The 13523-nt window shown below is 60.4% G+C and carries 13 protein-coding genes and 2 pseudogenes; 2 read left to right on the forward strand and 13 right to left on the reverse strand.

The genetic code is table 11. The features are described from left to right. Positions 1-41: 41 nt before the first annotated feature. The 10 genes from NR193_RS29770 to NR193_RS29815 form a co-directional block, all read right to left on the reverse strand. Positions 42-563, reverse strand: coding sequence for a DUF2249 domain-containing protein (locus NR193_RS29770; RefSeq protein ID WP_256754262.1), 522 nt, complete (start codon positions 561-563; stop codon positions 42-44). 23 nt (positions 564-586) lie between these two features. Further along, entirely contained in the window at positions 587-1942 is a 1356-nt protein-coding gene (locus NR193_RS29775; RefSeq protein WP_256754263.1) for an AbrB family transcriptional regulator, read from the reverse strand. A gap of 1005 nt (positions 1943-2947) precedes the next feature. Continuing rightward, positions 2948-5200: a xanthine dehydrogenase family protein molybdopterin-binding subunit gene (locus tag NR193_RS29780; protein ID WP_256754264.1), complete on the reverse strand. Its 2253-nt coding sequence runs from the start codon at positions 5198-5200 to the stop codon at positions 2948-2950. Beyond that, positions 5197-6159 (reverse strand): xanthine dehydrogenase family protein subunit M, encoded by a 963-nt coding sequence (locus tag NR193_RS29785; protein WP_306280663.1) that lies wholly within the window; start codon positions 6157-6159, stop codon positions 5197-5199. Before NR193_RS29785 ends, NR193_RS29780 begins: the two co-directional genes overlap by 4 nt. Further along, positions 6062-6532 carry a (2Fe-2S)-binding protein gene (locus NR193_RS29790; RefSeq protein ID WP_256754266.1) on the reverse strand — a complete coding sequence of 157 codons (471 nt, stop codon included), beginning with the start codon at positions 6530-6532 and terminating at the stop codon, positions 6062-6064. The genes NR193_RS29785 and NR193_RS29790 overlap by 98 nt, the downstream gene beginning before the upstream one ends. A 117-nt stretch (positions 6533-6649) precedes the next feature. Further along, entirely contained in the window at positions 6650-6913 is a 264-nt protein-coding gene (locus NR193_RS29795) for a DUF2249 domain-containing protein (protein WP_375162753.1), read from the reverse strand. A 264-nt stretch (positions 6914-7177) separates the two neighbouring features. Next, the gene (locus tag NR193_RS29800; RefSeq protein ID WP_256754267.1) at positions 7178-8383 is read right to left on the reverse strand and encodes an NnrS family protein; all 1206 of its coding nucleotides are present in this window, start codon (positions 8381-8383) and stop codon (positions 7178-7180) included. A gap of 87 nt (positions 8384-8470) precedes the next feature. Beyond that, a complete protein-coding gene (locus NR193_RS29805) occupies positions 8471-8914 on the reverse strand; it encodes a pseudoazurin (protein ID WP_256754268.1) in 444 nt (147 codons plus the stop codon). 179 nt (positions 8915-9093) lie between these two features. Beyond that, positions 9094-9510: a hemerythrin domain-containing protein gene (locus NR193_RS29810; RefSeq protein WP_256754309.1), complete on the reverse strand. Its 417-nt coding sequence runs from the start codon at positions 9508-9510 to the stop codon at positions 9094-9096. Positions 9511-9974: 464 nt separating this feature from the next. After that, complete coding sequence (locus NR193_RS29815; protein ID WP_256754269.1) at positions 9975-10649, reverse strand: DNA cytosine methyltransferase; 675 nt, start codon at positions 10647-10649, stop codon at positions 9975-9977. A 33-nt stretch (positions 10650-10682) separates the two neighbouring features. Between NR193_RS29815 and NR193_RS29820 the strand changes: the two are divergent. Together NR193_RS29820 and NR193_RS29825 are read left to right on the forward strand one after the other, a co-directional pair. Continuing rightward, a pseudogene (locus NR193_RS29820) lies at positions 10683-11221 on the forward strand (AI-2E family transporter); the annotation flags it as partial. A 188-nt stretch (positions 11222-11409) separates the two neighbouring features. Beyond that, positions 11410-11625 carry a CsbD family protein gene (locus NR193_RS29825; RefSeq protein ID WP_256754270.1) on the forward strand — a complete coding sequence of 72 codons (216 nt, stop codon included), beginning with the start codon at positions 11410-11412 and terminating at the stop codon, positions 11623-11625. Between the two features lie 160 nt (positions 11626-11785). Here the strand turns inward: NR193_RS29825 and NR193_RS29830 are convergent. The 3 genes and pseudogenes from NR193_RS29830 to NR193_RS29840 form a co-directional block, all read right to left on the reverse strand. Further along, a pseudogene (locus NR193_RS29830) lies at positions 11786-12019 on the reverse strand (transposase); the annotation flags it as partial. Between the two features lie 31 nt (positions 12020-12050). After that, complete coding sequence (locus NR193_RS29835; RefSeq protein WP_256754271.1) at positions 12051-13094, reverse strand: GTP-binding protein; 1044 nt, start codon at positions 13092-13094, stop codon at positions 12051-12053. Beyond that, on the reverse strand, positions 13087-13419 hold the full coding sequence (locus NR193_RS29840; protein WP_256754272.1) for a hypothetical protein: 333 nt from the start codon (positions 13417-13419) through the stop codon (positions 13087-13089). Before NR193_RS29840 ends, NR193_RS29835 begins: the two co-directional genes overlap by 8 nt. Positions 13420-13523 lie beyond the last annotated feature (104 nt).

Raw genomic sequence — 13523 nt, forward strand, 5'->3', positions numbered from 1 at the left:
TGCGCATCGACAAACTCCGGCGCGGAGCCGGCGTCATTGGCTCAGCCTCGCCGGATCACGACGCGATAATGTCCGTCGGGCTCGAGGGCTCCGCGCCAGAGATGGCCGCGCGCCTGCAGTTCCTCGAGTAGGAAGATCGGCTCGCGCGGCAGCAGTGCGACAAGCGTTTGTCCGGGCGACAGCGCCTCGACCCCTTCCAGCGTCCGCACCAGCGGCTCAGGAGGCTCAAGATCGCGATTGTCCAGTTCGACGACGGGCGAAGGCCAGGTCTCGCTGGCGGGGGTTCTATCAACCGCTGGCGCCGGTTCGGGTGCCACAGGGTCCGGCTGCTGGTCGGCCGGCGTGAAGATCACCTCCCAGTCGCCATTGCCGATCTCGCGCGCCGCCGGTTCAAAGCCAAGATTGCCCAAGACATGAAACAGGGGGATCGGCTTGAAGGTAGCAAGCAGGCGCAGGCTCTGGCCGGGGGAGAGTGCCTCGACCGCCGCCATGATGGCACTGAAGGGTTCCCCGCCTTCGCGCAGGATCGGCCTGACGTCGACGTCGTAGTAGGGAAGGGTCATTGCTAGCTCCAGTAGATTTTCCGTCAAGGTAGGGTGGGGAGGAAAAGTCGTGGCCGCGAGGCGCCCTCGGGCAGGCGTTTGTCGGGCGGCACGTTGGCGAGACGCCGCGCCAGGACGAGCTCGACGACAATGGCCAGCGTTGCAAGCAGCGTTACGGCGGCTGCGGCGCGAAACAAGCCAGGCTGGTCGCCGAGCAAGGTTGCCGTGCCAGCCATCACGCCGAGGAAATAGAGCGCGAACCACATCCAGCCACGTCGTTCGATGACGAGGTCCTGGACTCGCGGGGTCGGCTTCTTGCCCATGACCGGGCCATAGTATTCCAGCCAGGTCAGGAACGGCACGATCTTGTAGAGCTGCGAAAGTCCCAGTCCAGTTAGCCAGCCGAAGGCGACGAGATAGAGAAGCGCGCCGACATGGCGTTCCAGCGTTCCGGTCGCCAGCAGCGCAAGCAGCAGAACCCCAGACAAGGCGAGTGCCAGAAAGGCAACTTGGGCCGCGCGGCTGTTCAATTCGATGGCACGGCGCTTGCGGAGTCGGTAGAAGAACGAAAGGTCGAGCCCGTAAAGGACGAGGGCAGCTATCGCGAGCGCCAGCGCCAGCGCCGTCGCCGAGCCGGTCGCAAGTCCCACCTTTTCCAGAGCGGCGGCGATTGGCGAGGTCAGCGCGGTCAGGAGCAGTGCGACGACCCCGATCCACCAGGACACACGACTGGTGGCGCGCTCCCGGTCCGGCGACAGCATGAACATGGGCAAAAGCCGGTACGAGACGCCGATCGCCGTGAAACTCAGCCATCCGCCAAGCCCAATGGCGATATGGACAGGAAGCGCCTGCACCCGGAAGTCGATCACGGCCAGCGCGGGAAGATAGCCCGAAAGCAGCAACGCGAACAGCGCGCCGAGGATGGCCGTGACAAGCACGCATACCAAGCCCACGGCAACGAAACGCGCGGGAAGCTGCAGGTTCGCGCGCCAGAGCGTGCCACCGAGCACACCGCAGACGAGCAGGAAGCCGGCAGGTAGAAGCGTGCCTGCCAGGGCGAGCAGAGGAATGCCGGTATCGAAGACGCCGGCCAATTGCAGGAAACCCGCCAGAAGAAAGGCGAGCCCGGTCAAAAGACATATCAAGGCGGGCAACACCAACCGTTCCCCGCGCAGAGGCTGTGCGATCAGCACCGGCACGAACTGAAACAGGGCACCGCACATCAGCATGCTGAGCCAGCCGATCGTAACCATGTGCACGAGGACCAGCGTCTCGGGCGCCTCCGCCGCCACCGCAGGGAAGCCGTAGCCGGCGACCATCAACATCTGGGCAGCGACAAGAAAGACCAGCGCTACGGTAAAATATGACATCGTCCAGCGCGATAGCGCAGTGCCTATCATAGCCTTTTCCTCGCGGCGCCTCCTTGACGGACAGCGCATCAAAACCGTCGAAACTTCGCTGTGGCTTTCCGGCGAGGGAAGCCTTACTGAACTCCTCTTGCCGGAGGCCACTCGCGCCCAAAGTTTAACCGGCCTGTCTCAATAGACTTTGTCCAAACGCAAACTTGTTTGCGAGCGAAGCATTTTCTCTTCGACGGAAGGGGCGAGCCCACTGGACTGGCGGACGCGCTTGCCTCGATATGGGCGTCCCTCGATTTCAGCCTGTCCGACCAGAACGCTGACATACTAGCGCAGCGCTTTTGATGCCGCGATCATCGACAAGCGTGGTCAGGCGCAGCGCCGGGCTTTTCGAGGTACATTGTTGAGTTCAAGTAGTGGCGAAACAGGATCATGCCTTCCTGCAGTAGCCCGTTCAGGCCCGACTGAGGGACAGCCATACCCCGACCGAGCCGTTCGACCGTTTGGGGAGACCGGATGTCGATGATTTCACGGCCTGATAGGCCAAAGTCGCGGCAATTGTTGTTTTGGTAGATCCAAATCGACGCTTGTTCGCCATTCGTACGGTCACCTCAACCAGTCTTGGAAGGGGGTACGAATGTGTCAACGGACAGCTCGCTGATCACTATTTCAGTGCTGGAGGCTTTTCCTTCTTCGCCGGGCTGGCCCACGCCTGTTTAGAATCGCGCCGCAGGTCACGCAAACAGCGCCGTGCGCTGATCAAAACGGTAGAGAAACCTGGCCAGCGTTCAATCAAGCCGAAAGCCTGAAGCGCCAAAATGTAACGTGATGACCTCTTATCAAGAGAACCTTGTGAATAGGTCCATACTCAGCCCGATCCTGCATCGGCGATCCTGCAAATCACGCTGGCTACAAATATTCAATATTTGCCTTCGCCGATCGCAAGGGTCAACGGGGCGTCGGTCGTGATTCTCCGAATGGAAACGGAGAACCTTGGGGAGCTTGCAGCTCGCATCCGATAACGCAGAGCAGGTGTTCCCACGATTGTCACCTCAACCCACGAAGGCAAGGATGCGTTCCGGCGAAAGCGGCAGGTCTGTCAGTTCGGCGCTCAGCGCATGATTGACGGCGTTGACCACTGCCGCCGCAACCGGAATGGTCGCTATCTCGCCTACGGCTTTTGCGCCGAACGGGCCGGTCGGTTCCCCCCTCTTCGATCAGCACGACGCGCATCGGCGGCATCTCGGACGCATTGGCCAAGGTGTAGCGGCTGAAACTGTCGCCACGCATCCGGCCAGTGACCGGGTCGATCGCGACATCTTCGTAAAGGGCATAGCCGATACCGATCTGGATTCCCCCGTGGATTTGACCTTCCACCAGCATCGGGTTGATGGCTCTGCCAATGTCATGGGCGGCAAGATAATCCGTCACTCGTACGCGACCTGTGAGCCTGTCGACCTCCACTTCCGCAAAATGAGCAGCGTAGGAGCCCGGATTGGCCTGGGCGCGATAGATTTCGGTCGCTGAGGGCAACTCCGCTCCGCGGGCGACGAGGCGGGCTGCCAATTCCGAGAGCGCCAGACCCGAGCCGTCCGGGCGGCGCACTGCGCCTGCTTCGAGCCGCATGCCGGCCGCTTCCGTGTTCAACTCCCGGACTGCCGCAGCCCGGATCACTTCCGAGAGTGCGACGCCTGCACGTCGGATCGCTTCGCCGCATATATAGGTCATGCGACTGGCCCGCGTGCCCAGATCATAAGGGCAGCTATCGGTATCGGCTGGAACGATGGCAATGTCGCAAGCGCTTAGACCCAACGTTTCGCCCGCGATCTGGGCAAGTGTCGTGTCGGCTCCACATCCGAGATCGTGGAGCGCGCAGACGAGTTCCGCTCGCCCATCGGGCAGGAGCCTCAACGTCGCCGTCGTCTCCTCATGGAAACCCGGACAGCAGCCATTGATGTGAGTGGCTGACGCTAGCCCCACTCCTCGCCGCCACCGCCCTTGCCCCGCATCCCCCAGCCGGCGTACGTGCCACCCGAATGCATCGGCTCCACCTATCAGGCATTCTCTCCCGCGAGCGTTGCCGACGTCGAGCCCCTGCCAGGGTTCAATCGCGTTGGGGCCGACGAGATACCTCAACCGCATCGCCACCGGATCAATCCCCAGCCGCCGCGCGGCTATATCCAGCGTGATCTCGGCTATTGTGTGGATTTGCGGGGACCCGTAGCCGCGAAAAGCGCCCGCGGGAACAGTGTTGGTATATACGGCGCGACCTCGATAGCGCTCGGCGGGAACATCATAAAGCCGAACCAGCCGTTGAAGCATCGAAATGGGAAGGTAGTTGCCCCCGGTGCAGTAAGCGCCAATGTCCACCAGTGTCTCGGTGTCGCGCGCCAGGATACGGCCATCGATACTGATCCCGATCCGCATCCGGCCCGTGACAGAGGAACGCGTGCGGGTCGCGGTGAAAGTTTCATCCCGGTCGTAGCGGATCATCACTGGCCGCTCCAGCGTCAGCGCAAAAAATGCGCACAACGGTTCGAGAATCGGCTCCGCCTTGCCGCCGAAGGACCCACCGATGGGGGTCTTCGTCACGCGTATCTGCTCTTGCGGCACTCCCAATGCCTGAACGACGACCGCCTGAACTGCAAAGACACTCTGACATGGTGAAAGGATCCCGATGCGGCCATCGGGTTCGGGCTTGGCAATGCAGGCGTGGGTTTCGACGGCACAATGGTGGCTGCGTGGAGTGGTCACGTGCGTTTCCACCACCAGCTCAGCAGCAGCAAATCCGGCCTCGGTGTCGCCACGAACGAAGCTCTCATAGGCAACGGGGTTCATGAAAGTGGGCGTGCCGTCTTCCTGCATCGCAAGTCCGGCGTGAAGGAGTGCGGCTTCCTGGTCAAATATGGCGGGGAGATCCACATACTCGACCGCGATCAGCTTTGCAGCGAGGCGCGCGATCTCCTCAGTGTCCGCCACAACCGCGGCGACCCGGTCGCCGACATGACGCACTATCGGAGCGAACATTCGCTCGTCCGCCAGCGCCTCCTGCCCGGCGAACCAGATGGAGCTGTTGTAGAAGCGTGCCGGCGTGTTTTCGTGCCAGAATACAGCGTGTACGCCCTCAACCGCCAACGCGGATGCGGCATCGATACAGGCGACGCGGGCATGCGGATGCGGGCTGAAAACGAGCGCGCAGTGCAGCAATCCCTCGACATGCAAGTCGGCCGTGAAGCGCAATGCGCCCGTGACCTTAGCCACGCCGTCAACGAGCGGCACGCGCCGCGAAATCTGATTCATTCCGCCGCTTCCTCGAAGAGCCGGTCACGCGGGCTCAGCCCCACGGCCTGGGCAATTAGGTCGAGTCCCAACCCTGCGGCCGCACGGCGTTTGTAGATCTGCGAGTTCCGGCCCGGAATGGCCGCGTCGACCTCGGCGCCCAATGCCGACAGGAAATCGCGCAGCGTGGCAGGCTCCAGCTTTCGGCCCGCGAGCGCTATCTCGGCGAGAGGCAGGCGGAGAGGACCTGGGCCGAGCGCGCCAGCTTCCACCCGAACAGCGCCGAAATGGTTATTCTGATACTCGGCTAGCAGCGCGAGATTGAGGCGAGAGATAGTCATGTCTCGCCGGGGCCCCAGCTTGACGAAGGCACTGTACGGGAAAAGTGCGTTTGCTGGCAGGATCACTTCCGTAATCAGATAACCTAGGCTTGGCGCATAATCGCATAGCGCGACCTCGCGCGGTGCGCCGTCACGCCCTATCAACACCAGTCGTGCCCCTGCGGCGAACAACACGGGCATCAGGTCGGCGGCTGGGGCGGCATTGGCGATGTTGCCGGCGATGGTCGCCCGGTTGCGGATCTGGACAGATCCGCATTGTGCGGCAGCCTCGCAAAGGGCCGGAAACCTTGCTCGCAACCCGCAATCCGCGGCAAGCGCTGCGACAGTGGTGGTACCTCCGATGCGAATGTCCGTGTCATCCGTGGAAATGAATGCCATGCCGGCCACACGCGCGAGATCAACCAGCAGTCCGGTTCCAGGGAGCGGGCGCCCCGCGATGAGCATGTCCGTCCCCCCGGCGATGAAATGCACCGGTCCCACCTCCGCGGCTAGCATTGCCCGCAACTGGCCATATCGACAGGCGCGGCGACCGCCATCGCGTTCATCGACCTGCCCCCTGGCGCGCGGCAGCCTCGATAGCGACGGCCTGCACGATGGTCTCGAACCCCGTGCAGCGGCAGATATTGCCCGCCAGTGCATGGCGGATCTCAGCTTCGCCAGGATTGGGATTGGCACGCAAAAGCCCCTCGGCTGCCAGCAGCATCCCCGGAGTGCAGTAGCCGCATTGCACGGCACCCATCTCCAGGAAGGCCCGCTGCAGATCGTTGATATCACTCCGACAGGGTCCCTCGATGGTGGTAATCTCGCGGCCTGCGGCCTGGAAAGCCAGTATTAGACAGGAATTGACCGGCTGGCTATCCAGCAGCACCGTGCAGGCACCACACTCGCCTTCGCAACAACCTTCCTTGACACCCGTCAGGCCAAGCACGTCGCGAAGAAATCCGCTCAATCGGGAGATTGGCGAAATCTCCGTCTCGATCGCCTGACCGTTAACCTTCAGCGACATTCTCATGGCGTGGAATCCTCCTCGCTTTTTATGTTTCGAAGGTTTGATCTGGGCGGCGACGGGACCAGTCGGTGGCGGCGAAAAAGGATGCCTGCAGAGTGCTACCGGACGTTGGGCTGGTCATCAGCCGCCGCAGCAGCAATCGCTGCGGACGATTGCGGTCTGCTGATTTCGACGCGCCAGACATCCGGCCCTCGCTCGAGATACGCCAGGATATTTGGCCTCGATCTGATGGCGCAGGGAGCGCGGGTCGTGGTCGTTGACTATGATGAAAGAAGTGCCCTCGCCCGGGGCGGTTGCCACTCCGAAAATTCGCGGGTGGCGATCAGCCGGGGCGATAGTCCGCACGTCGATCAAGCGCTCCGCCGCGAGTTCTAAATGTGTCATTTCAATTGAATTCTCGGCCGCCAAAAACGTTGAAGCCAAGCGACGGCGGCAATGATCGGTTCCGGCGCGAAAATCTACCCTGTGGTCAGCCAGCCTGTTTGTCAAAACGCAAACAATTACAAGAATCTTGAAGGTACTGGGAAATTGCCGCTTGATGACATTTCGCAAAGAACCGTGCGGCGAACGGCTAATTGACGTTCCACCCCGAGAAGGATTTCCGCTTCTGCCGATCGATGTGGATACGATGCGGTCCTGATCCGCGCGTCAGGAAGGCGCTTTGTTCGGCTGCCGCGCACGCAATTTGGGTTGAACGAGCATACCGCCAAACAGAGCCGCGTATCCGAGGAAGGCCACCACCCACGACGTCGCCGACATATGGAGAAGCACTTCTTCCGCAGGCACGAACGCGGCGCCGATGCGAAAGATGGCCGCGAGCACGATCGCGACAAAGACCGCGCATGTGCCAATGCCCGCCCGCAACTCACGGCCTGTATGCCCAAGGGTGGCTCGGGTCATGACGGCGAGCGTCATGCATGCCACCGCACCTACGCTGAACGCGTGAATGCCCGCTGCGGAAGGAACGGTCTCCGGTAGGACGACGGCAAGTCCGGCCAGCAGAAAACCGATCGGCACAAAGACGAACGCTACGTGCAGGATCAGCACCAGCGGATCGCGGAGCGTGCGATCACCAGCCCAGCGCGCAAGCCGCATGACGTTGAGGACCGCTCCGGAGATCAGCATTCCGCCCGTTACGTTGCTTTCAGGAAAGAAGGCCCAGGCCGCCAATGCGGTCGCGGACAATGCGATCGTTGCTGCGTCGAAATGGGTGAACGGGGACGGCAGACGTCCCTGATTTTCGCGCGCCAACCAATTCCGGGTGAAACTGGGAACAACGCGTCCCCCTATAATCATTATGAGGACGACAGCGGCCCCGAGGCCGAGCCGGCGGCTGATATCCGAGATGCCTTGGTAGTGCGCTTCGGCATGAAACATCACGTTGGCCGCCAGAAGCACGGCAACCGGCAGCAGCACCTTCAGGTTTCGCCAGTTTCGGCCCGCGATGATTTCGGTCGCGGCGGCGGCTGCTACCGCCAGGAGAAATGCGCAGTCGACTGCGGCTCCGACGAGCCAGCCGGTGTCAGCTGAAAAGAACACCGCAAGCCGACCTGCAAGCCACAGCAGGACGAGCGCTAGCAGGGGCAGGCCTTGCACAGGCAGACGTCCGGTCCAGTTCGGGATGGCCGTCAGCAGGAATCCCGTCATGATTGCCGCGAGATAGCCAAAGAGCATCTCATGGACATGCCAATCAACGGGCAGAAAGACGCTGGAGGTTGTGATCTGGCCGTAAAACAACGGCAGCCAGAAAAGGATGGCTGCTCCGGCATACAGAGAGCCGAGCAGGAAGAACGGCCGGAAACCATAAGACAGAACCGCCGGATAAGCGCCTGGTCGGGTGCGAGGAATTGCCATCAAATGCATTTCAAAAAGGAGGAAGTCAGGCGGTCTAATGTCCGCTTGCAGGACTCTGTTGATTTTTCAGAATGAGATTTACACAACCTAAATGGCGACTTGAACTTGAGCCAACAGGGCCTCGAATACTTTCTTGGCTTTCCCCGACTGTTTGACAGTCGCTGCATGAGCCAGATTGACCGGCTTGCCGACCACGATCAGCGCCACCATGCCCATCCCATAGTGAGCCGCGCATTTCACGCCATACACACCTTCCTTGTCGAGTTTAACGGTAATCTGTTCGCCTGACTTACCCTTGAAAGTCTTTGCTCCGTTCGGGATCATTCCCCAGATGCTTTGTGCATAATGGCCCTCGTCGGTCGGCACGAACGTGACCGTATCGCCGGGCGCTGCCTGGACAAAGTCAGGCTGAAAGACCATCATACCTTTCTCGCCCTTGTTAAGCATCTGGATTTGGTGATCGGCCGCCTGGGCCGCTCCTGCCAACATCGATACGGCGAGGGGGACGGCGATTGCAATTGCGTATCTCATGATCTTGCCTTCCTGTTCAGATTCTCGATGAGGTTCGCGCTATTTCTAGGCTGTCTTCGGCCTGAGAACTTTGCGACAGCGCAAACAAGGTTGGGAAATGAGGAATAGAGCCGCGGTGTCCGCCACTTGACGCTCGTTGGTCGCCTAGACATGAGCCGGCCGAAGCGATGCTCGGGTACCTAGCCCGCCTCGATAATCCCGATTATCGGCAAGACATGCTCGCGTTCAAATGCAATATGTCGGCGCACGCTTTTGAAGAAGCCACGCAGCATGAATTCGAGAGCTTCAGCATTCTCGACGGTTTCGCCACGGCCAATCGCCAGCAGAATTTCGGTCACCTCGCCCGCAAAGCATTCGTCTTCGACGTGTTCGGCGCGCAATCGCCGGGCTGAGGCAAGCTTGGCATTGCTGCCGACCGCAGCGACCTCATAGGCGGGAAAGATGATACTTTCTTCATATTGATGAATGCTGCGCAACAACGGGACGATTGCATTGGCTGTGCCGAGGCACTTCCAGCGATCGACTTCCGGTAAGGAGTCGGCGATTTTTTCCAGAGTGTCACAGAGCTGCAGCTTTTCCCTATGTGCGCTTTTCATAACGGCGCCTAGGGTCGCCTCCCTGCCTGATGGGCCCGCTAATGTCGAATTTTCAAGACCAGCTTCAAACAGAGATGATCCTCGTTCGTTTGTTCCGTTCAATGCCAGCCTCCCGACATTTGCGTGCTTGACGCTGCCCAATCCAAAAGTACGAGGCTTTGATATGGATCAAGGCAGAGGCGATCGGCTGCCGAAGTGGTGTCCCTGCGGACTGGTATCCGCGCGTCCAAATTAGTGGTCGGAGACAATCTCATGAAAATTGGCACCGAGATTGTCGCCTTGGGCCTATTCGCTTTCACGGCACTGTTGGCTGCCGACTTTATGCCAACGTTGGGATGGCGATGGAGGGCTGCCATCCCAGTGCTTCAGCTTCATGCCTCGAGCGGGGGACCTCCTCAGCAGTGATCTGGAAAGGTATCCCCAGTTGATTGCGAACCCGTGCAAGCATGTTGAGCGTCAGCCTACTACTGGGCAGGTAGCGGCGGCTGCAGAGCCTGTGCGTAGTCAAAATCCAGTCCGGTAAGGGCACTGTAGATCGCCAGGCCAACCGCCAGCGCCATAACTGGCGGCAGCGCGTTGCCGATCTGACGCTTCTGCGGGTGTTGCGTACAGCAGAACACCCAGTCGTCTGGAAAGCCTTGGAGCCGTGCGCGCCCATTTTCATCGTGAACTGGAAGGGCGCATTTTGACACGAGCTTTTCCCAGACTTCGTAGGCAGGACAGTCTCGCTTCGCTAGCCGCAGGAACGAAGCCGGAAGTGATAGTCCGATGAGTGGGGGAAGGCGGTAGCGCTCTCCCGCTACCACCATACCCCCCGACGCACTGACGTCGTTGGGGAAGGCTTTCTCCCCCAGGAGTGCCGTTAGACGTCCGGCGATTTCTACTTCGACTCCGCCGAGCCTTGAGGGATCGCGAAACACGGTCACGGTTTCGATCAAGTCCCGCATCGCTTCTGCGGATTCGGAATCGCCGGCCACAAGGCCTTTAGCAAGTCCGGCCTGCAGTTGATTCAATTGTTCTTCGTAGCGTGCCAACACTGCAGGATGCAGTGCGATCACGGTGGCCGCCGCTGGCACCTGATTCAGTTCCGTTACAATCGCTTTACGCTCTTCATTAAGCGTTGTTGATTGCGGTCCCAAGACTGCGGGATCGCCATGGCCCTTGGCGATGGCGAGGCTGCACTGTCAAAGCGTATCCGAGATGCCATTCCGTTACGCGCCGAGCAAAAGCAGGACTTCCTCAGCAAGTTCACGATCGTCATCCGTGCTACGGTCAAGGGCGACATGCTCGTGGCCCTCCTGCAAGGAACGCTCGGCGGCCTGATATTCTGGTTCCTTGGAATTGGCGCCCCGCTTCTATGGGGGGTGGTGATGGCCTTCTTTTCATTGCTGCCCGCGATAGGCGCAGGCTTGATCTGGGTTCCGGTTGCCATCTATTTGCTGGCGAGTGGAGCTGTCTGGCAGGGCGTGGTCCTGATAGCGTTCGGTTCCCTCGTCATCGGGCTCGTCGATAACTTCCTGCGTCCGATCCTGGTGGGCAAAGACACAAAGATGCCCGACTACGTTGTGCTTGTCTCCACACTGGGCGGTATCGCGACGTTCGGTCTCAACGGATTTGTTGTCGGTCCAGTCATTGCGCCATGTTTATCGCGGCTTGGGACATATTCACGGCGTCAAGAAAACGCGGCGAGGGTGACGGCAGCTTGCGTTGAACCCGGAGAAGGGACCCCGTTCGCGGAACGGCAGTGGCCACGGCCGTGTCCTGGCAGCTGGCCCGGCAATCTCCGTCCGCTATTGATCCCGGTCAAATTGCCACTCCGCTGGCTTCGATACGATTTCAGTTGCAAGGAAGTGGCGTGGCAGACGTAGAATTTTTCGCAGAAAACTGGGAGCGAACATCATGGGAAGCAAGAGTGACAAAGCAGCCGGACTGGCCAATCAGGTTGTAGGGAACGTCAAGCAGGGTGTTGGCAAAGCGGTCGGAAATGAACGGCTTCAGGCTGAAGGTGTGGTCCAGGAAGCCAAGGGCAAGGTTCAGAAGGCGGTTGGCGACGTGAAGGGAGCCGCTAAAGACGCCACCAAGAAGGTGGCGGCAGCGATCAACAAGAAGCTCTGATCTCTTATACCCGACTCAAGACTCTATGATGGATAGCAGTACCTTGCGATGGCTCTTGTGAGGTTGCGGAGATTGCGACGAAGATCCATGACTGACCTCGATCCGCCATCGCTATCCCTAGCTGGGTCATGTCTTAGCCGATGGCGGCTGTGGCGACCTCGACGGCCCTGTCTCGATCCTGGATATCGGCGCCGTAGACGACCACCCCGACCAGATGGCCGAGTGTGTCGGTGACGATGTGGCGCTTGCGGCCCTTGATCTTCTTGGCGGCGTCGAACCCGCGCGGCCCGCCGCTTTCGGTGGTCTTGACGTCCTGGCTGTCGATGACGCCCGTCGTCGGGCTTGCCTGCTGGCCTTCTAGTTCACGCGCCGCCGTGACGAGGTTGTGGCGGATCGTCTTCAGGACCCCACGAAATGACTAGGTGCTACCCTCGCGAACCGCCGTCATGACCTTTGGGCCGGCTGGTCAATGCGAATGCAGCGAATGAGCGCTGCACTCTTTCCAGATCAAGGCCGTCGGCAATGATGACCAGCCGCGAGCTGCGATCTTCGCTCGGCCATGCCTCCATATGGACAGGCGGGTGAACGAGGTGCTGTATACCGTGGATGGCAACCGGGCGGTCTTCGCTTGCGATGTTCAGGATGCCCTTCACGCGAAGGACGCTCTCGCCATGCCTGTTCAGCAGCATGGTGAGCCACAAGCCGAATGCGGTCCAATCAACTTCGTCATCCCAACTCAGCACGCAAGAAGCGATCGCTGCTTGATGCGTTTGCCCGTCGGCGGTCGATAACAGGGCTGCTTCCTCGCAAAAAAAACCCGATTGCGACTGCAGCAGGCTGCCACGTGTCACAGTGTCCGGTTCGAACAGATCGCTTGCCGAAAACCCAAACCGGACATCCAGTATCGCCGCATCCGGATTGATCCGCCGCAGCCGGTCCGAAAGCCGGACAATCTCAACGCCTTCGGCGAGATCGGTCTTGGTCATAACCAACCGGTCGGCAACGGCCACCTGCCGATTGGATTCGATGTACCGGTCGAGTTCCACCTCCCCGTTCACGGCATCAACCGTCGTCACGACGTTCCCTGCCTTGAAATGATGTCTCAGCATCGGATCAGATTTTAGCGTCGAGAGAACCGGAAACGGATCCGCCAGCCCCGTGCTCTCGATCACCACCTGCCGGAATGGAGATATCTGCCCGCGCTCCCGCTTCGAATGCAGGTCACGGATCGCTTCGGCCAATTCGCCGCGCATGGTGCAACACACGCAGCCTGACTGGAGCAGCACCATGGTCTCGTCAATCCGCTCAACGAGATGGTGGTCGAGCCCGACTTCGCCAAACTCATTGATGAGGACGGCTGTGTCCGACAGAGCGGGATCGTCCAGCAGGCGCTTCAGAAGCGTGGTTTTGCCAGAGCCGAGAAAGCCCGTCAGCAGATGGACCGGCGTGAACGGCGGCAACTCAGCCATCGCGGGCGGTTTCGACGCTTGAGATGATATCAGCATCCAGCGGGTCGCAGGTCTTGCCCGAAAGACGCTCGGCAGCCTGCCATAAGTGGCCGAGATCGCCGATGATCTCCGTCTTACCGGTTCGCGTTGAAACGACGAACGACGTGCCTTGCCAATCCGCCAGCCGCATGCCGAAGGACGCCAGAATGCGGTTCGCTATCCTGACGCGATTGGCGCGCTCACGGCGCCGATCAACATATTCGGCATTGCGCGTGTAAACGCCGGGCCGGGCCACGGCATCGGTCCAATGGTCGTTGCTACCCAAAACGCCGCATAGCGAACACATGATCTGCTCCTTGGATGAACGCCTTGGAAACCGTCGACCCCGACACGTTTCGCGCAGGTCCTCTACACGTGGTGTCCCGCATCTGCCTGGTCAAGATAAGGGTC

This window comes from Mesorhizobium sp. Mes31 (genome assembly GCF_024519675.1).
Lineage (GTDB): Bacteria > Pseudomonadota > Alphaproteobacteria > Rhizobiales > Rhizobiaceae > Mesorhizobium.